This window comes from Gammaproteobacteria bacterium (assembly GCA_035546635.1).
Classification (GTDB): Bacteria; Pseudomonadota; Gammaproteobacteria; order JAURND01; family JAURND01; genus DASZWJ01.
The window spans coordinates 17879-42496 of the sequence record DASZWJ010000033.1 but is presented as its reverse complement, the minus strand read 5'-3'; the positions used below and the strand labels follow the sequence as shown (position 1 = coordinate 42496).

Annotated in this window: 21 protein-coding genes and 1 tRNA gene; 11 read left to right on the top strand and 11 right to left on the bottom strand. The window is 35.9% G+C overall.

The features are described 5' to 3' along the window. The 3 genes from VHE99_09380 to VHE99_09370 form a co-directional block, all read right to left on the bottom strand. Positions 1-949 (bottom strand): PAS domain-containing protein (locus VHE99_09380; protein ID HVV69222.1); only part of this gene is annotated, 949 nt, incomplete at its 3' end. Positions 950-980: 31 nt separating this feature from the next. After that, positions 981-1754 (bottom strand): DUF3050 domain-containing protein, encoded by a 774-nt coding sequence (locus VHE99_09375; protein ID HVV69221.1) that lies wholly within the window; start codon positions 1752-1754, stop codon positions 981-983. A gap of 104 nt (positions 1755-1858) precedes the next feature. Then, complete coding sequence (locus tag VHE99_09370) at positions 1859-2077, bottom strand: hypothetical protein (protein ID HVV69220.1); 219 nt, start codon at positions 2075-2077, stop codon at positions 1859-1861. A 497-nt stretch (positions 2078-2574) separates the two neighbouring features. Between VHE99_09370 and VHE99_09365 the strand changes: the two genes are divergently transcribed. Next, positions 2575-3255 (top strand): hypothetical protein, encoded by a 681-nt coding sequence (locus tag VHE99_09365; protein HVV69219.1) that lies wholly within the window; start codon positions 2575-2577, stop codon positions 3253-3255. Between the two features lie 2 nt (positions 3256-3257). Here VHE99_09365 and VHE99_09360 read toward each other — a convergent pair whose 3' ends face one another. Both VHE99_09360 and VHE99_09355 read right to left on the bottom strand, forming a co-directional pair. Next, entirely contained in the window at positions 3258-4265 is a 1008-nt protein-coding gene (locus VHE99_09360) for a response regulator (protein ID HVV69218.1), read from the bottom strand. A 78-nt stretch (positions 4266-4343) separates the two neighbouring features. Continuing rightward, complete coding sequence (locus VHE99_09355; protein ID HVV69217.1) at positions 4344-5090, bottom strand: ATP-binding protein; 747 nt, start codon at positions 5088-5090, stop codon at positions 4344-4346. Between the two features lie 356 nt (positions 5091-5446). Here VHE99_09355 and VHE99_09350 point away from each other — a divergent pair, with 356 nt between their 5' ends. Further along, positions 5447-6700, top strand: a complete 1254-nt coding sequence (locus tag VHE99_09350; protein HVV69216.1) for a hypothetical protein — start codon at positions 5447-5449, stop codon at positions 6698-6700. Here VHE99_09350 and VHE99_09345 read toward each other — a convergent pair. The 4 genes from VHE99_09345 to VHE99_09330 all read right to left on the bottom strand — a co-directional run bounded on the left by VHE99_09345 (position 6653) and on the right by VHE99_09330 (position 12726). Beyond that, the gene (locus VHE99_09345) at positions 6653-7633 is read right to left on the bottom strand and encodes a methyltransferase (protein ID HVV69215.1); all 981 of its coding nucleotides are present in this window, start codon (positions 7631-7633) and stop codon (positions 6653-6655) included. The genes VHE99_09350 and VHE99_09345 overlap by 48 nt on opposite strands. A 25-nt stretch (positions 7634-7658) precedes the next feature. Next, on the bottom strand, positions 7659-9203 hold the full coding sequence (locus tag VHE99_09340) for an ABC transporter substrate-binding protein (GenBank protein HVV69214.1): 1545 nt from the start codon (positions 9201-9203) through the stop codon (positions 7659-7661). 73 nt (positions 9204-9276) lie between these two features. Then, positions 9277-10539, bottom strand: coding sequence for a hypothetical protein (locus VHE99_09335; GenBank protein ID HVV69213.1), 1263 nt, complete (start codon positions 10537-10539; stop codon positions 9277-9279). A 120-nt stretch (positions 10540-10659) separates the two neighbouring features. Further along, the gene (locus VHE99_09330; protein ID HVV69212.1) at positions 10660-12726 is read right to left on the bottom strand and encodes a HAMP domain-containing sensor histidine kinase; all 2067 of its coding nucleotides are present in this window, start codon (positions 12724-12726) and stop codon (positions 10660-10662) included. 612 nt (positions 12727-13338) lie between these two features. Here VHE99_09330 and VHE99_09325 point away from each other — a divergent pair. The 7 genes from VHE99_09325 to VHE99_09295 all read left to right on the top strand — a co-directional run bounded on the left by VHE99_09325 (position 13339) and on the right by VHE99_09295 (position 20539). Next, positions 13339-14433: a ThiF family adenylyltransferase gene (locus VHE99_09325; GenBank protein HVV69211.1), complete on the top strand. Its 1095-nt coding sequence runs from the start codon at positions 13339-13341 to the stop codon at positions 14431-14433. Positions 14434-14435: 2 nt separating this feature from the next. Continuing rightward, positions 14436-16478, top strand: coding sequence for a M3 family metallopeptidase (locus tag VHE99_09320; GenBank protein HVV69210.1), 2043 nt, complete (start codon positions 14436-14438; stop codon positions 16476-16478). 2 nt (positions 16479-16480) lie between these two features. Then, positions 16481-17722 (top strand): MFS transporter, encoded by a 1242-nt coding sequence (locus tag VHE99_09315; protein ID HVV69209.1) that lies wholly within the window; start codon positions 16481-16483, stop codon positions 17720-17722. A gap of 85 nt (positions 17723-17807) precedes the next feature. Then, positions 17808-19022, top strand: coding sequence for an iron-containing redox enzyme family protein (locus VHE99_09310; protein ID HVV69208.1), 1215 nt, complete (start codon positions 17808-17810; stop codon positions 19020-19022). 3 nt (positions 19023-19025) lie between these two features. Beyond that, on the top strand, positions 19026-19865 hold the full coding sequence (locus VHE99_09305; protein HVV69207.1) for an isocitrate lyase/phosphoenolpyruvate mutase family protein: 840 nt from the start codon (positions 19026-19028) through the stop codon (positions 19863-19865). A 29-nt stretch (positions 19866-19894) separates the two neighbouring features. Further along, positions 19895-20179 carry a hypothetical protein gene (locus VHE99_09300; GenBank protein ID HVV69206.1) on the top strand — a complete coding sequence of 95 codons (285 nt, stop codon included), beginning with the start codon at positions 19895-19897 and terminating at the stop codon, positions 20177-20179. Positions 20180-20356: 177 nt separating this feature from the next. Continuing rightward, positions 20357-20539: a carbon storage regulator gene (locus VHE99_09295; GenBank protein HVV69205.1), complete on the top strand. Its 183-nt coding sequence runs from the start codon at positions 20357-20359 to the stop codon at positions 20537-20539. Positions 20540-20763: 224 nt separating this feature from the next. Here the strand turns inward: VHE99_09295 and VHE99_09290 are convergent, their stop codons facing one another. Next, a complete protein-coding gene (locus VHE99_09290) occupies positions 20764-21267 on the bottom strand; it encodes a hypothetical protein (protein ID HVV69204.1) in 504 nt (167 codons plus the stop codon). A gap of 119 nt (positions 21268-21386) precedes the next feature. Further along, positions 21387-21462: transfer RNA gene (locus VHE99_09285), tRNA-Thr, on the bottom strand. Positions 21463-21672: 210 nt separating this feature from the next. Between VHE99_09285 and VHE99_09280 the strand changes: the two genes are divergently transcribed. Then, positions 21673-23412 (top strand): ATPase, T2SS/T4P/T4SS family, encoded by a 1740-nt coding sequence (locus VHE99_09280; GenBank protein HVV69203.1) that lies wholly within the window; start codon positions 21673-21675, stop codon positions 23410-23412. Continuing rightward, positions 23409-24605 (top strand): type II secretion system F family protein, encoded by a 1197-nt coding sequence (locus tag VHE99_09275; protein HVV69202.1) that lies wholly within the window; start codon positions 23409-23411, stop codon positions 24603-24605. The genes VHE99_09280 and VHE99_09275 overlap by 4 nt, the downstream gene beginning before the upstream one ends. Positions 24606-24618: the final 13 nt, after the last annotated feature.

The window sequence follows — 24618 nt, the reverse complement described above, 5'->3', positions numbered from 1 at the left end:
TCTGGTTATGCCTTGGATGATGTTCCAACCAAATATGGATGTTTCCTTTGCCTGCCTTGCGGATAAAATAGATAGCATTCTTAAATAAATTAAACAGGACATGTATTAGTAACAGCTCTTTGCCATAGAATATGAAATCATGCTGATTATCCCAGATAATTTGTGGTGTATCTTTAGTAAATCGATATTGTGCAAACGCCTCGTTGATACAGTGACGGGCAGAGCATTTCTGTGGGTGAATAAGTTTTTCTTGTCGCAAGCTTTGCAAATTAGTGAGTAGCATGTCAATAATACGATTTGCTTCAGTAGTTTTGTTTTCAAGCAGGTCGAGGGCAGTCTTTAACAATTCTAATTTAGCAGCAGGGATTTTAGGGATGTTAAGTTGGTGAGCGAGTGCAGCCTGATAACCGATGGTAAGTGGTGCTAACATGGATCTAATACCATTAGCTGTGTTTTTTAAAGTCGCTAAAGGGGTACGCATTTCATGGGCGATACTTGCACTGACAATGGTCATGCCTTTGAGTTGGTGCTCAACTCTAGCCATGTGTTCTTCGATGCGTTTTTTCTCGGTAATATTAGTGGCTACGCCTAAAACGCCAACGATGGTACCGTCAGCGTCTATTAATGGCACTTTATTAACTAAAGTAAGGATTCGGGTACCATTTTTGACGGACAACCATTCTTCTTCATTCGTAACACAATACCCATCTAGCGTTTTTTGGTCGCCCGCTTGAAATTTTTCAGCGGTGTCACCGTCTGGCAGCCAATTTAAATCATAATCACTTTTACCGATGATTTCTTCAGGAGTATTCAAGCCTAACAACTCAGCAAATTTCTTGTTACAACCTAAATAAATAGAGGCGGTATTTTTCCAAAAGATAAGTTGTGGAATGTGATCAAAAATAGTTTCAATTAGCAGTTGTTGCACTTGTGAATTAAAGGTATTCATCCATTTCCTTGGTATGGGTTGATTTAATCTCTCATAAATGCGTGATGGCAGCATGGATTCCATCCAGTAATTGAATTCGGCTTTGCAATGAAAAGTGGGCAGCATCTAAGGCTTCTTGCCATTTGATTTCATCCGTTCCGCAGAGACTGGCGACCAACTGTTGCGATTGTTGGCTGTGTTTGTCGCTATCGAGGTCAATGTGGCGTTGCAAGTAACATTTCAAAGTTTCTAGTGAATAATGTGAACCAGTGGGTTCAATCGTTCGCAGTAAAGTTGAAAATAAATTCGAGGTGATATATTCACGAGCAAAGGCTAATGAGGCAGCAATGGCATGGCTGTTTTTTTCTATGATGGTAAAAGTATCGGCGATAAAGCGCCTGGCCGGCACGGGTAAATCAGTTCGGGCTAATAGGCTGGAAAGTGGCTTATCGGCTTTTATATCGCTGATAAAGCCGGTTATGGGCTGAATATTGGCGCCACAATGTGACATAGCTTCTAAATAAAGGGCAAAGTGACTTAAGTATCTACCATCAGGAAGATGATCACTTTCTTCCTCACTTAAGAGGGTATTGATTAAATGGCATCCCATAGGGTTTATGGGCGGTGTCCAAAGTGGTTGCATTGAGGTCAGTTTGCCTTGAAGGGCTTTTAGCAAGGCCATAAAGTCCCACACCGCATAGACATGAATTTGGGTGAAAAGGCGTAGTTTTTCGATGGAATCGATTGCTGTTAACAGCTTATGCCGTTTAATCGCATCAGCCAAGGGTGAGATGGCGGCGATAATCTGCAATAATTTTGTGTGCACGCGCGCGTCCTCGCTGCTGAATTTCAGCTGCGGGGAAGCTGGCAGAAGGGGCAGAATTAACGGCGGAGCGGCCAAATTCGCTCCGCCATCAATCCCCCTTCTGCTCAGCCTACCCCATTCCTTGTTACTGTTGACCCGTTTTTGGACATTTCGTGCCTGCGATTCTGCTTCCACAATGCATTATGGACAGAAGGTTTAAACAAAATCGCAGGGATGTTCGCTGCTGATCCGAAAACAGGGCGAACGGAAATGTACAAAAATTGATCAAAAGTAAAAAAAGGAATTTTGCGCGGACGCGCGTTGGTGTAAACTTTACGGGTCATAATTTAAGCTCCTGGATTAGCTTAGATTGTGGAAGTGGCCCCAAGGTGTTCTTAGCACCGAGGGGCTGCGCCTATTATCTGCGCAACTGTTTTTGAAAGCAATACCTTAATGGTTTTTTAAGCTTATGGCATAGACTGGTCTGTACCTGGTGTAGTCAAATTTTAATTTTTACTCTGATGGTTCTTCACTCCTATCGAATAAGACTCTTTATTCCACATATAAGACCAACTTCCTACGTATCAAAAGAATGAAGTATCGCTGACTTAACTCTCTAAAAGCGGAAATTTGCTACTTTTTAAATGGTATGTTATTCATATTAGAAATCAGCTAATTTTGAGGCAACTATTTTTCGTATTGGAGTTTACAGGGTTGGCAGAATATCTGGAGTGTGGAATAATTAAAAAAATTAACCCCTTTTTTTAAAAAACATCTTTGTATTGAATAGAGATAATTTAAATAGCAAATTTTTATCAATATCATATTGGCAACATTTTACATGACATCACAAAAAAAAATAGATGATCCTAAATCCTCACCAGAGGCTAGGGCTAAAAGATTGCGTAAGCTGCGGAATCTAGCTAATCTTACGCGCAAAGAAATGTGTGAACATACCGGCATCAAAATCGATACTTTAATTGGCTGGGAAGTAGCTCGGCATGGAGGACTTTCAGAAAATGGCGCACAGAAGGTTATAGGTGAGTTAAAGAAAGAAGGGGTTATGTGCACAGCTGATTGGTTGCTTTATGAAATTGGTCAAGGCCCAACGATTATTCCAAACTTTGAAAATGTAATGCTTGAACCACCTCCAAATTCTAAGGTCATTTCTGATCAAGATAAACATATTATAGAAGAACTCATTTATTTTAGAAATCATAATCCAGGATCTGTAGATTTGGTTATTCATGATGACAGCATGAACCCATGTTACCAAAAAGGAGACTATGTGGCAGGAATCAAACGTTACAAAGATGATATCCAATCAGTAATAGGTTTAGATTGTATTGTGCAAACTGCCGATGGAAAATTATTGTTGCGTAAACTATTAACTGAAGGCAATAGTAAAAAGTTTAATTTGATTTGTACAAATATCAATTCAAATATAAGTGACCCTATAGTTTATAACATAGATTTGATTTATGCTGCGGCAGTTATTTGGCACAGGAAAAAAAATCCATAGGATTAACTGATTGCTAACAAATAATCTTTATGAGATGTGATTTTATCCTTATTTAAATTATATCTTGTGTTGGGATGAATGGTTGCGAAATAATGACCCAACACTCCTGGAATAGGCAATGCCTCATGTAAGTAATTTTCCCAATTTGAAACGGGTGCCCGCCAATCATCATCTGTAAAGAAAAAAGGGATCTTCTTCTTTGTTTGTAGTAGTTTAATGATTTCGGGTTGTGCCTCATTTTCAACTGAAACCTCGGCTAACTGCTCAATCTCATTCGCAGATTTTATAATTATCCATGTTGGGTTGCCTTGAAAATCAAGAAACAACATGCTTCCAGATGAGTCAATTAAGTAATATTCAGAAAATTTATTTTCCATAAAAAATTTATGAATAAACTCGAAATATTTTATGTTATCAAAACAGGAATTCATTTTAGTAATATAGCTTAATAAATTTAGAGAAGATTTTTCAAAGTATGCTTTTTTGCACTTACAAATAGCCTGGTTTAATTCTGCGGACATATTGTTAGATTCTTTCACAATAAAATGATCAATTATTCCAGAGTTAAACCATTTAATTGCCCTAGAATAATCAGCTACCCCCGTCAACATAATTTTTTTTACGGGATTATTTTCTAATTGCCTACACAGCTCATCACCATCCATTCCTGGCATTGAATAATCAACCAGCAAAGTTGATATACAAGAAAACCTGCTTTTATAGTAAATATATTCATGAAGATTTTTAATATCAGCTCTCATTATATAGTCGGGGAATAGATTGGTATCCCCTGACTCTAAAGGCGCAACTGAAGTAATTGATTTATTTATAATATCTTCAGCTTTTGGCGACAACCTCAATATCTCCAATGCTTTGTGTGGGGTGTCGCATAATTTTAAGGGTATATTTTGGTCAATCATAAATCCGAAATTTGACAAAAAATTTGAATCGTCATCAACTAGTAACACAGTTGTTGGGAAATAAAATAATGCTTGGGTAATATTGCTCATATGGCCATGCCTTGATTGTGTAAAATTTTTTCAGATGATAAATTGCAACTAGTTTTTCCAACACACTATAAAGATTTTCTAAGAAATATGAGAAGGAAATGTAAGAATAAATTCCGTAAAACAGTTTTCTTCCGCATGACAAGTGATGTCGCCCTTTAATACCCTCATCAATTCTTTGCAGAAATATAGCCCTAGATTGTGTTGCTGTGAACGATAGGTTGGTAAAAAAACTGATTCTAATTCATTGGAGGGTAAACCTATATCAGTATCTTTAATATACAAATAATTTTCATTTTTACCTTTTTTCGTTATTATAGATATCGTACCATTTTCAGTTCTTTGAGCACGATAAACACTGTTGCTAAATAAATTCAACAAAAGATTGTTGATATACACTTTATTTCCATTAAACAAAAAATCTTCTGAATGAGTAATCGACTTAGATAAAATAAGTCTTTCACGATCTGATTTATAAGGGTATTTTTCGATAGCTTTGTCTAAGCAATCACTCATTGAGCATAACTCTATTAGATTTCCTATATTAATCCTAGTCAAGTTTAGTTCCAGTATATTAACATATACATTAGCACAATAAGTGGCTTGAGAAGCAAAATTTAATGCTTTCTCTAGCATGTCAAAATGTCGCGGTTGAATATCAGGGAGATTGAGTTGATGCTGAGCAGCTTGTTTATAAGTATCAATTAACACAGGAAGATATTTTTTTACACCTTCAATACCTGAATGCACGGCTAAAAGAGGGGTGCGAAGATCATGTGCAATGCTTTGGCCTATGATTTCAAGGTGATTTTCAAAATTTTCTTTCATATAGAGGCTAACAGCTCCAATTAAAATGAATCGTGTTAAATTAATCCCGCATGTTAAATAGCAAAAACGGCTCCAATTTGGCATAAAACTAAATTAAAAATTCGAAAAACATGATAAATGCAAAAATCGTAAATAATTTAATATGTGATACAAAGTTAGCGAGGATTTATTCTATCATTTTTAAAGTTGGGAGAAACCACGAATCCTAAAATATTGCTAGATTTAACAAGAATATTGTGTTATTTTAAGTTTCTTAAATTAACCTTATGGAGATTAGTTATGAAAAAGTTTAGAACTAATGCAAAGAATGTAGGCAATAGCTACCAATTCTAAAGTTAAACGCGCCAGTGTTATCAATGCTGGCGCAGTTTTTAATTCTCAAATTGTCTTCCACTCATGCTTATTTTAAACAAGTGTCAAAACAAAAATTTTTAATTTTATTTTACTTTATAACCGCTTTTGGATCTTCCTTAAGCAGCGTTTCGACATTTTTCAGCATAGATCCTTATTTTAAAAATATTTATTACATAGGCATAGCTTTGGGCGCTAGGACACTAGCTGCTTTCTTATTTAGTTATTTGGTGCCAAAAATTATAGCATGGTTTGGGATATCTCGCGCATTCATACTTTCACAAATTTTCGGGGGCTTATCTTTAATTGTTTTACTTTTAGGGTTTCAGATAAAGAATTTTGCTCTTACGTTGCTGGGGATAATGTTAACTGGCTTACCCGGTGTCCTTGTCGCAATATTATTATCCATAACATTTAAATTAACAACCAAGGATGAAAGTTTGTTCAGAAAATACTCGGGTAATAGGGAGTTAAGCGCAAGCATTGCCTTACTGCTAGCGACGGCAATATCCCCGCTCCTGCTTTTAAAATTTAAAATAAATTTTATAATCTTAATTGATGCCATAAGCTATGTTTTAGCGCTCATTTTATTGCATTTTATAAATGTCCAGAACAATAGTGCACTAGAAACAAGCAGACCATTAAATTTGTCTAAGCGCAAAATATTCTTAAATGCTGATACAGTGACCTTTTACACTCAAATAAGCATATCTTTACTATTAGCTGGATTAATACCCTTATTATCTTCATCTAGTCAACTTGGAATAATTGAGGGAATGCCGAAATTATTGCAAGAATGGTTATGGTTGATCGAACAATTAACCGGCATTATAGCCTGTATATTTTATGTCCACATATCAAGATTCATCAAAAGCAGTTTGTTATCTAAATTTTTATTGTTAAATAGTGTTTGGCTATGCTTGCTGCAATTTAATATTAGTTATGCAATTTTTCCTGCATTAGCCATAACCAGTTTTTTCATGCAACTTTCATTTTTACGATTCAGGGATGATCTAATTTTGATGGCTGGAAATGACAGCACGTTAATTCATGCCTATTCGGCTATAACTTTAGCGCAAAAAAATTTCATATATTTCTTTTCGCCGCTGTTGTTAGCCACCATCTTTAATCTGTCCAAAAAACAATCAATTTTGATTATGATATCATTACAGCTAATACTATATCTAACTTATATTTTTATTAGAAAATTTTTATATAGGGATAGCCTCTATAATAGAAAAAGCAGTGCTTGTTCTTAATACGGAGTTTATATGAAAATTTGATTCTTTCAACAACAACTCAAAATCGGATAAACTACGCTCTTTTCCCCCATGCGTAACTAACATATTGATATCGCCTAGAAAAATACTTTGTAAATTATTTCCATTATCTATTAATTTTTCAATGATTAAGATCTTAGATCTTTTTGTTACAGCTTTTCTGCAATTTTTTAGTATGGCTTTTGCATTATCATCATCCCAATCGTGTAATATCACTTTTAATAGATACAAATCTCCTCCTGCAGGAATAAAATCAAAAAAACTTCCCGATATAATTTCACAGCGATTATTTAATTCTAAACTATTGATATATTCGTTTGCGGGTATTGTAACATGAGCTAAATCAAATGATATGCCTTTTGCTGAGGGATATTTTTTTAAAATGCTGCCAATAAAATGGCCTTTTCCGCCACCGATATCAACAATATAATTAAACAGAGAAAAATCATAGACAGATAAAATAACATCAATAGTAAATCGAGACCCTGTCTCCATCGCGTCATTAAATATTTTAGCTTTTTCTGGATTAAGGTTTAAATATTCCCAATAATCCATCTTGGTTGAATGATAAAACCCCACTTGACCAGTTTTAACGCTATGCAATAAATTTGCGGCAGCATTATATAAAGATTCACCGCATAAGATAATAAAGTTTTTTGCAGAATTATTGGCAGTTGAGGTTAATGGAAGCGCTAAATCATTTAAAGAAAATTCTTTATTTTCATTTTCAACAAAGATGCCTAATGAAGCTAAGCATCTCATCACTCTATACAGTGCGCAAGGTGAGGCCGAACAAAGCTCTGCAAGCTGCTCAATTTCTTTACTACTCTCCAATAAATAATCAGCAATGTCCAATTTTGCAACTACGTACAAACACTGCGTGATTTCATAGCCATAAATATATTGTAACATTATTATTATGTTCTCCAGATTAATGTCAGTTAACGCATCCCCGCGATTTATAAAGACTTGGAAAAATTCGATAGGGATTAAAATAAAAATCCTTGGATACCCCTAATATACATTGGCTTATCAGATTGCTATGATCACTATAGTAAAGTGGAATAACAAAAGCTTCACTTTCAATATATTTTGCTATCGCATTATAATCTTGAAATCTTTTATGTGAAGAGGGTTCAGAAAGGGCTATATTTAACAAATTATCAAGCTGAAACCCTTTGATGTTAGCTACATTTGCCCCATTATGCGCAAAGGGTTGCAAAACCGTATAGGCTTCACGATTTTTTGCAACATAAAGCTCCATAAATGCATCAGCTTTATGGTTCTGATATAAGGACAACAGTATTGAATAATCAGCATCATAAATGAATTTCATTGAAATATTATATTTTTTGGCTGCTTCAATCAGTGCATTTTCTTCGCATGTATTCTTACTATCAATGTGGCGATGCACATAAACAATAGCCATTTTGTCTTTTAAACTGGGCACTTGTTTGAATACTGTCTCAGGGTTTATTTTTGGTTTAGATATAGGAGACATATTCGCTATTGATCCTCCTAATCCTGTAGGAATAATGCCATAAGCCTTATGTGAGTTTGATACACAGAATTCTACTTTGTGTTGGTCGTATATTTCTGCGGAAATAGCTTCTCTGACTATTTTATAATTAAATGGGAAATGGAAATTATTTATTACAAAAATCATTGTAATATTAGAATTGCTTTTAATTGTCTTATAATTATCGTCCTGCAAACCATTTAAATCAGAGGTTCTATACATAATGATGCCGTCAGGCCTCTCTGTTTTAAGAGATTCATGAACTTTATTCTTATCTAAATAATAGAAGATTATGCCATCATTTTTTATATTTAATGGATCATAATAATGGGTATTTTTCTTTAGAATAATATAATCATGATTCAAAGTATCTAAAAAATATGGCCCAGAGCCTAAAAGTTCTCCTGACAAGTTTCGCTTAGTAATAACAGCGTTGGGTGAGGCTAGTTGAAAAAGAAATATGGTTGGATGTGTATTTATTTTAAATTTGATCGTAGTAGCATTTAGCGCCTCGACCTGGGGATTCTGTTTATTGCATCCAATCAAACCCTCTAGCTCTAAGCTGACTCGACTTTTATTACTGCAGACTCTCAAAATTGAATTTACAACATCCTGAGAAGTCACCTGGCTTCCATCAGAAAATTTATGATTATTGTTCAAAGTTATTGTAATCGTATTGTGTTGTTGGTCAATATCCCAGGATTTAGCTAAGATTGGTTCTAATTCTTGGTTGGGATTTATAGAAACAAGTGGCTCAAACACCAGGGGAAGCGTATATTTTGTATGTGCTTGAAGAAAAGATATTGGATCAAACTTTCCAAAACTGACAGGAACAGCAAAAATTAGAAAATTTTTATATTGTTTCCAATCATTGATAGGATTGCTCGCAGGGGTGGCCAAAGTATCCACTGCAGAAAACAACAAAAAAATAATTATAAAGTAGCGGAAAATTAGAGCACTCATAAAAAAATCTTGAAGCAGCATAAAAGACCGAGAAAGTTAACTACAACCATACATTATATCCTTATGTGCCATTTTAACAAAGTATAGACTTTATCTTAATAACTTCTTCATCTGAAAGTTGTTCTTTTAAAATAGCAGTATTAAAAATATGTTGAGCAATTTTCTTTGCTAAATATCCTTGATTTGCATTTATATAGATAAAGAATAAATCTATCCATGGACTGAGAGATTGCTCATCCAACTGTGCTGCCTCATAAAATGCGGTCATAGCCATTTCAATATTTCCAGATAGCTCTAAACATTTTCCATAGTAATATGCATTCATACCAATCGCTGGGGGACCTAACTGAATTGCTTTTTTAAACATTGGTAATGCATCTTGATAAAGTTCATTATTAGAATAAAAGAGGCCTAGCTCACTATATCCTGTAGAATCGTGTTTATCCAAGTCTATCATTTCTAACAAACAACTTTCCGTATATTTATAATCCTGATTGCGCATTGTCCATTTAGATTTGGTTTGCAGTAAAGTAAGAAGATTTTCTTTTGCGCTTATTTCTTCAAAGACTGTTTCCCCTATGATATTGCGGGCAATTTGCTCGGATTTATCTAAGCAATCTTGCTGAAACGCTTTGCCCATATCAATCACCATTGCTAAGCCTCGATAGACTACTGATGCGTAAATTTTATTTAAAAATGTATCATTAGATTGATGCTCTATAATATCAATAAGTCGTTGAGCAAAACTTAATATTATGTTCTTATATTCAGAAAATTGATTGTGTCTATAGAAATAAACCACAAGACGATTTAACAAAATTATTTCTTCTCGACTTGGAATATTAGTTTGTGTAAGACATTGTTTTGATAGCTGAATTAACCCAGTCAAGTCTATAGTAGCTCCAGAGGACAAACAAACCTCAATTTTTGCTGTTTCCTTTGCGGTTTCAAATTCCAAATTAAATGGTTCTATTTTTATTTCATAAACCTTATTGGTAATAATTTCTTGCGAAAGACCATAACGCATCATTATATAAATCCAATTGATTAGCTCTCTCAAATTAGAGTTTGATTGCTCAAAAGAAACTTTATTTGCAGAAGCGATAGCATTCTTTTTAATCATTGAAGAAATATCATTAAATTCTTTCATAAATTCTGGTGATTCATGGGCAACTAATTCCTGAAAAAAACCGGATTTAGGAATTCTTTGAGGGAAAAGTATAATTTCGCGAAAAGATAAGTTTTGGCTAAACATTTCAGCGTAAAACCTAGAATTTAAGGTGGCGTTTTCATGTTTTTTACCCAAATATCCACATGTTAAATTTTCAAATATCATCACGTATTATCCTTTTTAGTAAGTACTTGCACCTTAAAAAAACCGTTTACCTAGCATGGATGTTAGGATTCAGAATCCATAGTAGAAGGCGGTCACATAGTTATCTTTATGACTTAAAAACTATAGGGTTTTTTCTTCCCAAGGAGGTGTTTTACTGACAACCCCCTTTAACCAGCTAATATTTTTAAAATTCAAAGGTTGCTTACCTGTGGCAAGATAAATATTTTTAAAACCGTTAATAAAAATTTCTTCACTAACTATCTCACCTTTTATACCATTACCTAGATCTGCATCAATGTATATCGGTGTCTCTGGAAGGAAACCATCACAAGAAGATAAAAATTGATTTGCCGAAGTAAATAACAGAAAGTTTTTATTATATCTGCTTGCCGATAATTCCCACATGGTGTGGGTTAGTGGATCATCATCGATTAATATCGCATCTATTTTATGCAATGTATTACTTATATTTTTTATTGGAATAAGACTGACGAGATCCTTGGGTATTATGCTAACCCCGAGGGCTTCACATTGCAGCAAAATGTTACGATCGTCAATATGACTTGTTACCAATATACTTCTATCATTAATAGATAGGTTTTGTATGAGGTCGAGACCAGTCTCTTCATATCCTATAAATTCATAGTCAAACAAATAGGTTACATTATTTTTTTCAATTTTTATATTTTGAAACCAATTTTTTATCTCATCAGGAGAATGAAATTGGTGTAACGTTATTTTTATATTTTCCATTTTGGTATATTGTTTAATTCTCTCTTTCCATAGTTCATGTATTGAAATATCATCATCTACAATAGCCAAGTGCTGCTTATCGTAGAGATGCAAGATGGGTACAAACCAAGAGGGAGATGGAGTTTTGGGTAGACAAACTTTCACCGACGTACCTTTTCCCAGCTCTGATTCAATTATTAATTTCCCACCCCATGAATCAAGGGTATTCTTTGCATAATACACCCCTAATCCATGACCATCCTGCTTGCCGTATGTTACACCGGGTTGACCAAGAATTTTTAAAACCTCAACTGGGATACCTCTGCCATTGTCTTGAATCCAGATCTCAATTTTTTTTTCATTACTTAAAAGCTTAATCGTTATTTTTCCTGTGTCTGTCAAAGATTCGACTGCGTTATTAATAAGGTTAGAAAGTATCCGTTTAAAGTCAGAAATCTTAATCATAGCAAATAAGCCATAAGAATCAGAATTAAATATATTTTCAATTTCAATGTTTGGTTTTGACCTATATTGCATTCTCTTTTCAGTAATTAACATGTTGATTACGCTAGAAAGCAACTGTTTGGTAAAATGCTCATCTTCTTCGATTTGTTGAGTTAATGGATTTATTGAATTTTTCTTTAGTAAAGTATTTGCAATATCTCTAATCCTCCATACGGCATTCCTAAATAAAATTCTATTATCTTCAGGTAATGTCATTGTGGATTGAATAATCATATCTAGAGCTGCTAATGGTGATCTAATATCATGAGCGACTTTTAAGGCGGTTCGAGATAACTCTTCTTGTAATTTCTTGTGCTCAGTTTCCGTAATAAATTTTTTCAAGTATGCGCGAGATTGTAATATTTCATGAATGAGTTTTGATATTGCCTGGTTGATTCTTTCTTCTTCAGCTGTATAGCGAATATTGCTGGTGAGGAAATCTTGTTCATCTTGAATATTTTCAAGCATTTCTATTTTTTTAGCGAGCAACTCGATTTCGGCAATAAAGTCATTAAAACGAATAAATTCAGTTTCGAGGTTAACTGTTAGTCGCCATCGTGCCCATAGATATAATGGAATAATCAAAATCGACATTAATAATTCCAGCATCAAGAAAGGCATAAGAAATTTGTTAAAGTTGGTATTGTAGGAGTAGTAACCCCAAGTTACTTTTGCTTCATCTTGGATAGGTATCAATTTTCTTGATAACTCATTGGTTGCAGAACCAAATTGCTGAATAATTATTTTTTGATTATCCGTGATCAAAAAATCCGAAAATAGACCTGTAGATTCTATAAGCTCAACTTCTCTGACGATTGAAAAATTATCCGAATCTATGAGATTGACCAAAACATGTTGGGGAACAATGGTTATCCAAGTTTTAACTTGTTGATCGAATGTTTGTCGTGAGAAAAAATAGGTTCCAAAAAAAATACAAATGCCAATTAGCATAACCAAGCTCAATACCGAGACTGAAATTTTTTTTGAAAGTCTTTCACTTAGAGATTTGCTATACGTGGCCATTATTTCAACGTCCGTGATCTGAGATGCAAATATCCATAACAAAACTTCCTATGGGGTTATTAGCAAGCAAGCCGTCATTTGTAAACAATAAATATGTTAAAAAAACATTGACAAGCAATTTCTTAACAAATATCATGTTAAAAAAACGATACTGAAACCCATAAACCTGTTATAGCTTTGATTAAAACACTTACCTTATTGCGCTGGAAAAGTGAAAACGGGAAATTTTTGGATGTTAACCTCGACTAATTACGCTAATTCACGTTATGAGGATTTATACTCTAGATTTCGGTAGAGCATGACTGAAACCCCATATTTTTCAAAAAACATGGGGTTTCAGGCACGCTTTACGATACAAACTGCGTGTCATTTTACTAACTTTAACTAAAGGAGAAAAGCCATGAACTTCACTATGAAGAGCGTGTCCACCAGCAATGCTGGTCTTGTTGCCCGAGGCTAATCGGCAATACAGCGCCATACAAAGCCACTAACTTTGTGTGGCGCCTTTTTACTAAAAATGACAAGGCGGAGAAAAGCCTCATGACTCATGTTTATATACCAAAATTTAAACCGATTGTCCAATACCATCGCTTTAATGAGCAACTTTATTTTAAAGCCGCTGGAAAAGCTAAAGCCATTGCAGATCCCTCGGGGTTTATTTACTCACTTTGTCAGCTTATTGATGGTAAAAAAAGTGTGGAATTAATAAAAAGCACCTTGAAAAATCAATACCCTCAAGAAGTTAATTACCTCGAAGAGGCGCTTAGGGTTTTTGATGAAAATTATTTATTGGAAGATGCTTTTTTGAGTATGCCAGCAGCCCTTACGGATTATGATGCTAAGCGATGGAGTAGGAATATAGAGCTTTTCGGTCTTTACAGCAAGATAAATGAAAATAAGTATGCTCATCAATTACGATTAAAAACTATTAAAGTCGCCCTTTTCGGACTAGGTGGTTTGGGTTCTCATATTCTCTATGATTTAGTCGCTATAGGAGTTCAAAACATCCGCGCTGTTGACTATGATAAGGTAGAGCTTTCTAATTTAAATCGTCAAATTCTTTATAATGAAACTGATTTGGGTACCTCTAAGACTGAAGCTGCAAAAAAACGTATTGATCAGTTTCTTCCAAGCAATAATATTACTTTTATAAATAAAAAAATTACCTCTGAACATGATATAGGATTAATTATCAAGGATTGTGAAATTGCTATTTGTGTAGCAGATAAGCCTAAAAAGGAGATGTTGGGTTGGCTTAATGCTGCTTGTGTAAAGCATAAAGTAATTTTCATTAATGGAGGGGTTGATGTTAACCGAGCATTGTATACTACAGTTTCGCCAGGTGAAACTGGATGCATTGAATGCTGGAAAAGCAATGTGGCACAAAAAGATTCTTTGGCTCACGAACTATTGCAATTAGAGCCGGCAGAGGATTCACCAGATGCGCCAGCAGTGGTCAATTTTGTATCATTACTGACGGGCTTAATGCTCACAGAGTTTTTAAAAATCGCAACCAAAATTTCCCGACCGCAGGCATTAGGTCGTTTAATGTCAGTAGATTTTGATACGGTTCAAATAGTAGAAGCGGAAAGTTGGGAAAAAAATCCCGAGTGTTTAGTGTGCGGAGCACATTAGCCATGGAGGAGCTTCTATTAAAGCAGCATGAACTACCAAAATTTAGTGAACTCTTGCCTGAACATTTAGAGCGCAGATTGGATGAGATATTATCATTAAATCGCAATGATCTCAAAAAAGCCCTTACAGAGAGGGATGTTCATACTTGGGAAACTCTAATGAGACCGCTGGAGATAATGGATACGCGCTTGAGCGAAGTATGGATACCTATCCAACAGATGATCTCAGTATCCCCATCAAAAGATTTGCAGGATGCTTATCAGCGATGCTTATCTAAATTGTCGGAATATGCCGTAGCGTTGGGACAAAATCTTGATCTTTATCAGGCGATGGAATCAATACTGAATAATAAAGAAGAAAATATTCTTAATCAAACACAAATTAAGGTCTTAGAAAATTATTTGCAGGTTTTTTATCTATCAGGAGTTCATTTGCCTGACAACCAAAAAACTATATTAATTGAATTACAACAAAAACTGCTGGAGTTAGAAAATCAATTTGAACAAAATGTGCAGAATGCTACTGCCAATGGATATCTGATGGTAGCTGAAAGTTTCGAGTTGGAGGGTTTGCCAGCAGAATTCATCCAGGCGGCAGCACATAAAGCTAATATTCAAAAAGAACAAGGCTATCTTTTGGGGCTTGAAGAGTCATCTTACCTTACAGTACTGCAGTGTGCTCAATCGCGTCAATTACGAGAAAATCTTTATAAGGCATATATCACACGTGCCTCAGAGCACGACGTGAAAGGTAATAAATTTGATAACGGTGCAATCATAGATCAAATTCTTCTAATACGGTCACAAATGGCTCAAATTTTGGGTTTTGATAATTTTGCACAACGTTCTCTTGCAATGAATATGCTCAAGCAACCAAATGAGGTAGAAAAATTTTTATTAGATCTTGCCAATAAATCCATTCCAGCAGCAAAAGAAGAAATATCTAGACTAGAGTTTTTTGCCAAAGAACAAGATGGAATCATGAAGATAGAACCTTGGGATATAGAATACTACACAGAAAAGCTAAAGAAAAAATTATATTCCTACAATGAAGAGTTATTAAAGTGTTACTTTCCTGTTGATAAAGTTTTAACAGGTTTATTCAATCTTTCCTATCAATTGTTTGACATTTGTATTGAAGAGATTCCTAACCCGGATGTTTGGTATCCTGATGTTCGGCTATTTCGGATATATGGTAAGAATAAAAATTTACATGGATACTTCTACCTTGATCTATATTCAAGGCCAAACAAGCGTGATACATCATGGATAGAGCAATACCGCACACGTTGTCGTGCAGAGGATGGAAGTTGGCAAATACCCGTAGTGTTGCTTATGTGTAATTTTCATCCGGCCGAAGGACATAAGCCCCCGCTGCTTAGTCATGAAGATGTACGGTATTTATTTCATGAATTCGGCCACACACTGCATCATTTATTAACTGATGTAGAATATTCTGGAGTTTCAGGCATCAATGGAGTTCCGACCGATGCACTTGAAATACCTAGTTTATTTATGGAAAACTGGATTTGGGAGGAACGAGTCATTAGGCAGATATCTAGCAACTACAAAACAGCAGAACCCCTCCCTGCTCACATAATTTCTAATTTAAACGCGTCAAAAAATTTTAATGCGGCCATCAAATTGGTTCAACGCATTCGATTAGCCTTAATAGACATACGTTTGCATTCAGAATATTCACAAAATATTCCTGGTTATATTAATAATGTATTGAATGATGCAGAAGAAATTTTTTCATTTCTTCCCAGTTGCATGGATGATCGTTTCCTGCATAGTTTCAGTTTAATTTTTTCTTATGGGTATGCTGCAAAATACTATAGCTATTTATGGGCAGAAATGATTGCTAGCGATATTTTTTCTAAATTTAAAAATCATGGACTTTTTAGTAAAGAAGTGGGGCATTCCTTTATGTCATTATTTTTACAGTCTGGAGGCTCGTGTGATCCTATTGAACAATTTAAAAAGTTCCATGGTCGTAACCCTTCTGAGGATGCCTTGTTGCATTACAGAGGAATTAGGAGATAAAAATGATGATCAATAAAAATTTTAGGTTACTTTTTTCCGCTTTTTTAATATCTTCTGTTGGAGATTGGCTATTTCGTTTAGCCCTGCCTTTACTAATTTATAAAATGACTGGGTCAGCTTTAGATATGGCTATTGCTTATGCTATGACCTTTTTACCTTTTGTTTTAGTGACTCCTTTTGGCGGAGTCATCGCAGATCGCTGGGAACGTCGTAAAATTCTTATATATGCAGATTTCTGTGCTTTTGTGTGTACACTGTTATTAGGGATTTTAGCTTTTTTTACACATAACCTTTATATATTTTGCTTTCTAATTTTTTTAATTTCTGCATTTACTTCCTTAGCTCATCCTGCTTTTCAGAGCATCATACCTCAGCTGGTCCCTAAAGGAGAATTAGCAAAGGCCAATTCCCTAATGAGTGTAGTAGATAATTTATTACTGTTAATTGGGCCATTAGCGGGAGGGCTTACGATTGCTATTTTGGGTAGCTTGAATGCGATATTTTTAAATGCTGCATCATTTATACTTTCAAGCACGTTAGTATTTTTCATTAAAATATTGAATGATATTTATGATGAGAGCGAGGGAAAGTATATCACCTTTAAAACTATTTTTAAGGATTTAACAGAAGGTTTTAATTATGTATGGAATCATAATCCCACTATAAAATATGGTTGTTTATTATTTGTATTTGCTAATTTTGGTTTACAGCTTTTTTATGCCAATTTTATATTTTTTTTAGCTAATTTTTTTCATTTAAATCCCAATCAAATTGGTCTTACTTTAGCGCTCTCAGGAGTAGGTGCCGTGACAGGAGCATTAATAGCTCCTATGGTTGGTAAATATTATAACGCAGGACGATTAATCGTCATCTGTTGTTTGCTTGAGGGTTTGATGGTGCTAACTTTATTAGGCGCCGCCAATGAATACTATATCGCACTATCTTGGGGTATTGCCTCTGCCTTTGGTTCTATTACGATTGTCACTTACTTTACCTTGAGACAACAAGTTGTTCCCAGTAATTATTTAGGTCGATCAATAGCTATCACACGTCTCATTTCGTATTCAGCTATTCCTGTAGCCTCCATTTTAGGAGGGTGGATATTACAAATTACTTCTCATATTAATTATTTAATCTTAATCAGTGGCGTAATTATGATTATAAATGCATGCGTAGGATGGTTCTCACCTTTAGGACGACCCTCAGTAAAAAATGTTGATATCAATAAAGTTGAATCTTATTAACCCAAATATTTTCTGAGTGACTAACTAGTACAGTGGAATTAATTATAACCTCATTGAATATCTCTTTATTAAAAGGATGAATAACATGCTACAGCATCTACCTTCACACCTGCACAAAACACATCAATTAGTCCATGCTGAATTTATTACGGATCATGAAAATGGCAATGGTATTTTCGATCTTTATAAAATAAGAGATTGTCATAAAATATGGGAAAATCCTTTATTAAAAGCTTGTGTGTCAGGCCTACTTACATTTGAAGATTTTCGTTTTATTTTTTCACAGTATTATTTGTACAGTAAGAATTTTACACGACTTTTAGCTGCATTTATGGTGAATTGCGAAAGCGACATTTACAGATCAAAACTCTCGGAAAATTTATGGGAAGAAGGTGGAGGATCAGATATAGAAAAAAGGCATGCGGAAATTTTTCGACGTTTTTTAGTTGATCATTTATATCTAAATCCATTAGAAAATATCGTATTTGAACCATTTACGCAGGATTTTTTTCAACAATATTTAGATATGTGTCTTAACTACAGCTCCCTTGAAGCTGCTGCAGCTCTTTCCCTGGGAACGGAGAGTATCGTTCCTAAGCTTTATCAGATTTTCAGGCAGGGACTTCGTGCTATTGGGTTGCAAAATAAGTCACTGCATTTTTTTGATTTACATATTCAATGTGATGATGATCACGCAAAAACATTGGAAGATATCTTATTATCTTATAAAGACGAGGCTAATTGGTTACATCTTTGCAAAGCCGCGATTATTCGAGCTTTGGATTTGCGTGATGTCTTTTTTGAAAATATTTATAAGCATATTTCTTATAAAAAAAATTTAGATGAACTATCCAAAAGTGTTACGCAACAACCTGCGGGTATTCATAATAATTTTGATTTTGAAAATTTACGCAGTACAACCTCCTTTTCTGGAAATTTATTATACAAAAATCAACAAAAGGAAGGGAAAATTAATTTCTTTGTAGAGAGAATTCCCTTCCCGTCCTATGTCCTAGACCCCAGATTGGTAGAAATTCCATCCGGGCATACTAATGAGCAGCATAACCATGCGCATGAAACCTTATTTCTTATTTTAGAAGGTTGTGGCAATGTCATTATTGGTGAAAATACTGTTCATGTGAAACCCGGTGATATTGTTTTTATTCCCCGCTGGATTACTCATCAGACATTAAATACTGGAAGCGTAAATCTGCGATATTTTGCTGTTACTGATTATGGGTTTACAAAAAACTTTCCTGAGAACACAGACATAGTATATCGCAATATACTTGAGAAATGATACATGACTAACTTAAAGCAGTTAAATAAAGCTGAAATATTTACTCAATTGCATTATGGGAAAAATCCTTTAATTCTACCAAATGCGTGGGATGTCTTGAGTGCGAAGCTATTTGCTCAAGCAGGTGCAAAAGCTATTGGCACCACTAGTGCAGGGATTGCTGCATCGTTAGGGTTGTCTGACGGACAAAAAGTACCGAAAGAAATGTTCTTATCCATTACAGAACAAATTGTAAATGCTGTCGATGTGCCAGTAACTGTTGATATAGAAGCTGGCTACGGTTTTGATTTACTCAGTATCTGCGATACAGTAAAAAAAGTGATAGATATGGGCGGAGCAGGAATTAACATTGAAGACACTATTTTTGATCCTTCTATTAAACTAGAAGATATGTCTGAGCAATGTAAAAAAATTTCTGCAATTAAATCGACTTGTGAGAATTGTAATTACCCACTTTTTATTAATGCACGAACCGATGTTTATTGGTTAAATCCTTTGCCAGAAAAAATATCCTCTGAAACAGCCTTACGCCGTTTGCTCGCCTATCAAAATTGTGGCGCAGATGGTCTGTTTATACCTGGGTTGACTAATTTATTTGAAATTTCGCGCTTGGTGCGAGCCGTAAGCTTGCCAGTAAATATTTTAGGTGGTGCTTGGGTTAAATCCGCTGCTGATCTAGCGACAGCAGGCGTCTCTAGGATTAGTGTTGGTTCGACACCTTGCAGGGCAACAGCAGCCTTTATTCAAAATATGGCGCATCAATTGATTGATCAAGGCGATTTTTCTATTTTTGAAGACACTCCATCTTATCAGTGGCTGAATGAACTTTTTAACAATACATAATTTTCCTGGGAGGAATTAAGGAACAAAGCATGATTGGTATCCAATTTAATTCATATTTCTTGAAAGATGATGTCTTGATGCAACTTTTTTTGCATTTGCTTGAACGCAATCCAAAGCCTCAAAAAATGAGTAAAACAATATACAGAGTTTGTTTGGCTATACAAATACTAGAAATGATCGGTAATAAATTTCCTCAGCAAATTGAAATTGATTCTATTGAGTTGATGCTTAGGCGATTTAGTAATCGAAAGTTAGCTAGGTCTGCTTTTAATAACGCTTGTGAGATTGCAGTGAATGTTGATGAAGTCGCATAGAAAGCTGCTTAATAATATTATCTGGTATAAATTGGAAATTAAGTTCCTTCGTAAAAGAAATTGAAGATGCGGCATTTACCATAAGAAAATGCATGCATAAAAGATAAACTAAGAACCTTGAATAAAAATTAATAACTTGTATTTGATAATACAGTATTCTTTTTTGAGAGAATGCTCATGATAATTATAACAAAAAAAGTAAATGAAGTAATTAGTGTTGCCGATGATATTGAAGTTAAAGTGTTAGAGGTTGCAGAAAACTATGTCAAAATGGGAATTAATGCCCCACGAGATATTTCGGTTTATCGCAAAAAGATTTATAAGCCTGCTGAGTTATTGAAGTTAAAAAAATCAAAGTAGCTATACTATTCTAGATACTGATAGTTTATCTTTTTGTGGCTATCGGGAGATAAATTATCTTGAAATTCCTATGGTGACAAGTTTTACCTACGAACTAAATAAAAAGTTCACCCCAAAAGTTGATAATTCCAAACATTGAGAATTATCAATTAAAAGTTTACCCTTCGTTATGCGAGCCCACTCCATTTTCTCATCATTTCGTGTAAAGACTCTCCTATCACCGGCTATTGACACTCAATAGCAGCCATTACTATTTGGGTATTTGCTAAATTATCAACAGTACCAATTTTAAGAAGTCGTAACTTAAGGTGGGGTTCAGCCATTTCCATGTCTTCTCCTAAATCCAGAAAAACTTCATCGACACGCTTGCTCTTATCCGCACTGTCTAAACCACCGGCAACCCAACTAAATATACCAACTACCTTTTCGGGAGGCGTATTAGGTTCCTCAGCATGAGCGATAAAAGGAACCAAAATGCCTGCTGCTTGAACAAGACGTTTGCTCGAAGCTTTTGAAAGGGATTTCCTGATAAGGAAAATGTTTTGAGCTTTTTCAGGGAATTCAAGGAGTATAATTTTACTGCTAGGTGCTTGCATTTCCAACAAATGCTTTATTTTGCTTCGGATTTCCTCCCAAGGCTGTGTGCCCAGCCAGTGCAGCCAAGTATGGTTGACCAGCTCTTTTTCCCGCTCTTTTTCAGTAAAGAATTTTTTTAATAGTTTTATCATGACAAGCCATTTGCGTAAATGTAAGGCTCACATCTGGGTTGGCCATATATAATTCTTCGACACATATTCGACACATTTTCTGTCGTTGCCCTTGATGATCTGATAACTCATTGATTATATGGTGCCGAAAAGAGGAGTCGAACCTCCGACCTACTGATTACGAATCAGTTGCTCTACCAGCTGAGCTATTTCGGCACATATTCCAACTAAGGCTTCCAGGACTGGGCGGTAGCTCATTCCCTACATATAAATCCAAGCTTTCAACCGCTAAACCCCAAGAAGACCCAAAAGTATAAGGAAGCTTTTACGGTATTGCAATCAACCTATGACTCACCTATAAATCTCCCCGTTAAATAACGGAATGGGGGTGCGATGATTTCCTTTCAAAGTAAACAGGTTCTAGGGATGCAGGGAAAACTCCTGCTAGATCCGCTGGCTTTATGCTTGGTGCGGGCTGGGATTTTAGGGCAGGGGGAGGCTATGCAGGCAGTTTTGGCGGCGCAGGGGGCTAAGTTGTCGTTGGTGGCTTATTTGGCGCAGCATCGGCAGGTAGATTGTGGAGTGATGGCGGAGCAATTGGCGGAGTATTTGGGGTTGCAGCGTTTTGATTTGAATCGGTTGACGGTGGATGCGGTAGTGACGGGAGTGGTGGATGAGGAGTTTATACGCTTGCAGCGGGTTTTGCCGTTGTATGTTGAGGCTGGGGAGCTGTATGTGGCGATTGCGGAGCCGGGGCAGTTGGAGGTGTTGGGAGAGATTAAGTTTCATACGGATATGAATGTGGTGCCGTTGGTGGTGGAGTGGGATAAATTAGCGCGCTTAATTGAGGCTTGTTTGAGTGAGCGGCAATATCAGGCGTTGAGTCATTTTCAACCGGTTAATTCAGGGCTGGCGGATAATGATGAGCGGATTATGCAAATGGTACAGGAAATTTTGTTGGATGCGGTAAAAAAGGGCGTGTCCGATATTCATCTGGAACCATATAAAACTTCTTACCGGATACGCCAGCGTATTGATGGTATTTTGCACAAGGTCACGCAATTGTCTCCAGATTTAGCGGTGCGGATGACGGCGCGTTTGAAAATTTTAGCGCGGCTAGATATTGCTGAGCGTCGTTTGCCGCAGGATGGACGTTTTAGTATTGAAATAAATGCGCAGGAAGTCAGGGATTGTCGCATCAGCACCTGTCCCACTTTATTTGGTGAAAAAACAGTCGTGCGGATTCTCGATGGTGGCAAAATCATCTTGAATGTAGATGATTTAGGTATGGAAGCGGTGCAGAAAAATTTATTTGTGCAGGCGATACATAAACCGCAAGGAATGCTATTGGTCACTGGGCCTACTGGGAGTGGGAAAACTGTCACTTTATATACAGCGCTAAGTTTGCTAAATACCCTTGATAAAAATATTTCTACGGTAGAAGAGCCAGTTGAGGTGCAGTTACCTGGCGTTAATCAGGTGAATATTAATGTCAAAGCGGATTTAACTTTTTCTAAAGTATTGCGTGCGTTTCTGCGTCAAGACCCCGACATTTTGATGGTGGGAGAAATACGCGATCGTGAGACAGCAGATATCGCGATGAAAGCCGCGCAGACCGGACATTTTGTGCTATCGACTTTACATGCTAACAGTGCTCCCGAGACGATTAGCCGTTTGCTGATGATGGGCATTTCAGCGTTTAATATTGTGCATTCTATTCACATGATTATTGCGCAGCGATTAGTACGCAAACTGTGTGTGCATTGCCGACGTGAAAAAGATACTTCCATGGAAATATTATTGGCGGCTGGTTTTGAAAAACAAGACATTTTACAATTGACCTCTTTGCAGAAAGGCAGCATTGCAGTAGATGAATGTGTGCAAATATCTTCCACCCAAACTTCTATCGTCCCGAATCCACCATTAAAATTATATGAAGCCGTAGGCTGTGAATATTGCATCAAGGGTTATAATGGCCGTATCGGAATTTTTGAAATTTTAAATATGACTTCAGCAATAGCCAATATCATTATGCATCAGGGTACTTCCTCTGAGATAGCGGCAGAAGCTAAGCATGAAAACATGATTAATTTACGTGCGGCAGCGTTGCGACAATTATTAAGTGGTATCACGAGTCTGGAAGAAGTGCAACGAGTGATTTTATGAAAGTGTTTCGTTGGAAAGGGATAGATCATAAAGGTATGCGCGTAGAGGGCGAATTTCTCGCAGACAGTGTGATAAAAGTTAGGCAAAAGCTTGGTCAGCAACATATTACACCCTTACGTATTACTCGAAAATTTCAATTTCCTCTTTCAAAGAAAAGAAGCATTAACTTTGAAGATATTACCGATTTTAGCCGGGAAATAGCAACGCTGCTTGCCAGTGGAATTTCTCTTAATGCAGCGCTAACAGTCATCAGTGACAGTGCTGCCAATGCGAATATGCGCACAATCACTAAAGCACTACAAAAACACGTAGAAAGCGGCCAATTATTTAGTCAAGCCTTGCAATCGCAACCCAAATATTTTGATCCAATATTCTGCAATTTAATTTATGTGGGAGAGCAATCAGGCCGGCTTGATAGCATTTTAAATGAAATTGCCAACCATCGCGAAAAAATTATTTCATTAAAACACAAGATTAAAAAAGCGCTATTCTATCCTATGATTGTATTATCCATAGCATTAGTAATTACCGTGGGTTTGATAATTTTAGTTATTCCGCAATTTGAAAAATTATTTCAAGGATTGGGTGCACAATTGCCTGTATTTACGCGTTTGATTATGGGGCTAGCGGATAGAATACGTCATGACGGATGGTTGTTTTTGATAATAATGATAGTAGTGTATCTATTGCTAAAAATGGCTATAAAAAAATCAACTAGAGTCAATGCCCTCATCGAAAAATTAGGGTTAAGCATCCCTTTGGTTGGCAGTACTATCAGTAATGCAATTTTTGCACGGTGTTTTTCCACACTAGCCACCTCATTGCGTGCAGGATTGCCACTACTTGAAGCAATGGATATGACGGCAAAAGTTACAGGTAACATTTTTTATAAGCATGCGTTTATGGAGTTGTCGCAGTGTATTAAAGCCGGGCAGGCGATAAATGACGCCATGAAAAAAATCCCGATTTTTCCATCACGGGTGATTCAAATGACGGCTATAGGCGAAGAGTCAGGCCACTTGGAAAAAATGTTTGCTAAATTAAGTGAACATTTTGAAAAACAAGTGGATTACACAGTGCATAATTTAAGTCAATTATTAGAGCCAATCGTTATGATGTTTTTATGCGTGGTGATTGGCAGTCTGGTCATTGCCATGTATCTGCCGATTTTTCTTTTGGGTTCGGTGATATGAAGTAAATGGGAGA

Coding starts and splice junctions, on each gene's coding strand:
- VHE99_09370 (HVV69220.1), bottom strand. CDS start 2,077: ATGACCCGTAAAGTTTACACCAACGCGCGTCCGCGCAAAATTCCTTTT.
- VHE99_09365 (HVV69219.1), top strand. CDS start 2,575: ATGACATCACAAAAAAAAATAGATGATCCTAAATCCTCACCAGAGGCT.
- VHE99_09360 (HVV69218.1), bottom strand. CDS start 4,265: ATGAGCAATATTACCCAAGCATTATTTTATTTCCCAACAACTGTGTTA.
- VHE99_09355 (HVV69217.1), bottom strand. CDS start 5,090: ATGAAAGAAAATTTTGAAAATCACCTTGAAATCATAGGCCAAAGCATT.
- VHE99_09350 (HVV69216.1), top strand. CDS start 5,447: ATGCTGGCGCAGTTTTTAATTCTCAAATTGTCTTCCACTCATGCTTAT.
- VHE99_09345 (HVV69215.1), bottom strand. CDS start 7,633: ATGTTACAATATATTTATGGCTATGAAATCACGCAGTGTTTGTACGTA.
- VHE99_09340 (HVV69214.1), bottom strand. CDS start 9,203: ATGAGTGCTCTAATTTTCCGCTACTTTATAATTATTTTTTTGTTGTTT.
- VHE99_09335 (HVV69213.1), bottom strand. CDS start 10,539: ATGATATTTGAAAATTTAACATGTGGATATTTGGGTAAAAAACATGAA.
- VHE99_09330 (HVV69212.1), bottom strand. CDS start 12,726: ATGCTAATTGGCATTTGTATTTTTTTTGGAACCTATTTTTTCTCACGA.
- VHE99_09325 (HVV69211.1), top strand. CDS start 13,339: ATGACTCATGTTTATATACCAAAATTTAAACCGATTGTCCAATACCAT.
- VHE99_09320 (HVV69210.1), top strand. CDS start 14,436: ATGGAGGAGCTTCTATTAAAGCAGCATGAACTACCAAAATTTAGTGAA.
- VHE99_09315 (HVV69209.1), top strand. CDS start 16,481: ATGATGATCAATAAAAATTTTAGGTTACTTTTTTCCGCTTTTTTAATA.
- VHE99_09310 (HVV69208.1), top strand. CDS start 17,808: ATGCTACAGCATCTACCTTCACACCTGCACAAAACACATCAATTAGTC.
- VHE99_09305 (HVV69207.1), top strand. CDS start 19,026: ATGACTAACTTAAAGCAGTTAAATAAAGCTGAAATATTTACTCAATTG.
- VHE99_09300 (HVV69206.1), top strand. CDS start 19,895: ATGATTGGTATCCAATTTAATTCATATTTCTTGAAAGATGATGTCTTG.
- VHE99_09295 (HVV69205.1), top strand. CDS start 20,357: ATGATAATTATAACAAAAAAAGTAAATGAAGTAATTAGTGTTGCCGAT.
- VHE99_09290 (HVV69204.1), bottom strand. CDS start 21,267: ATGATAAAACTATTAAAAAAATTCTTTACTGAAAAAGAGCGGGAAAAA.
- VHE99_09280 (HVV69203.1), top strand. CDS start 21,673: ATGCAGGGAAAACTCCTGCTAGATCCGCTGGCTTTATGCTTGGTGCGG.
- VHE99_09275 (HVV69202.1), top strand. CDS start 23,409: ATGAAAGTGTTTCGTTGGAAAGGGATAGATCATAAAGGTATGCGCGTA.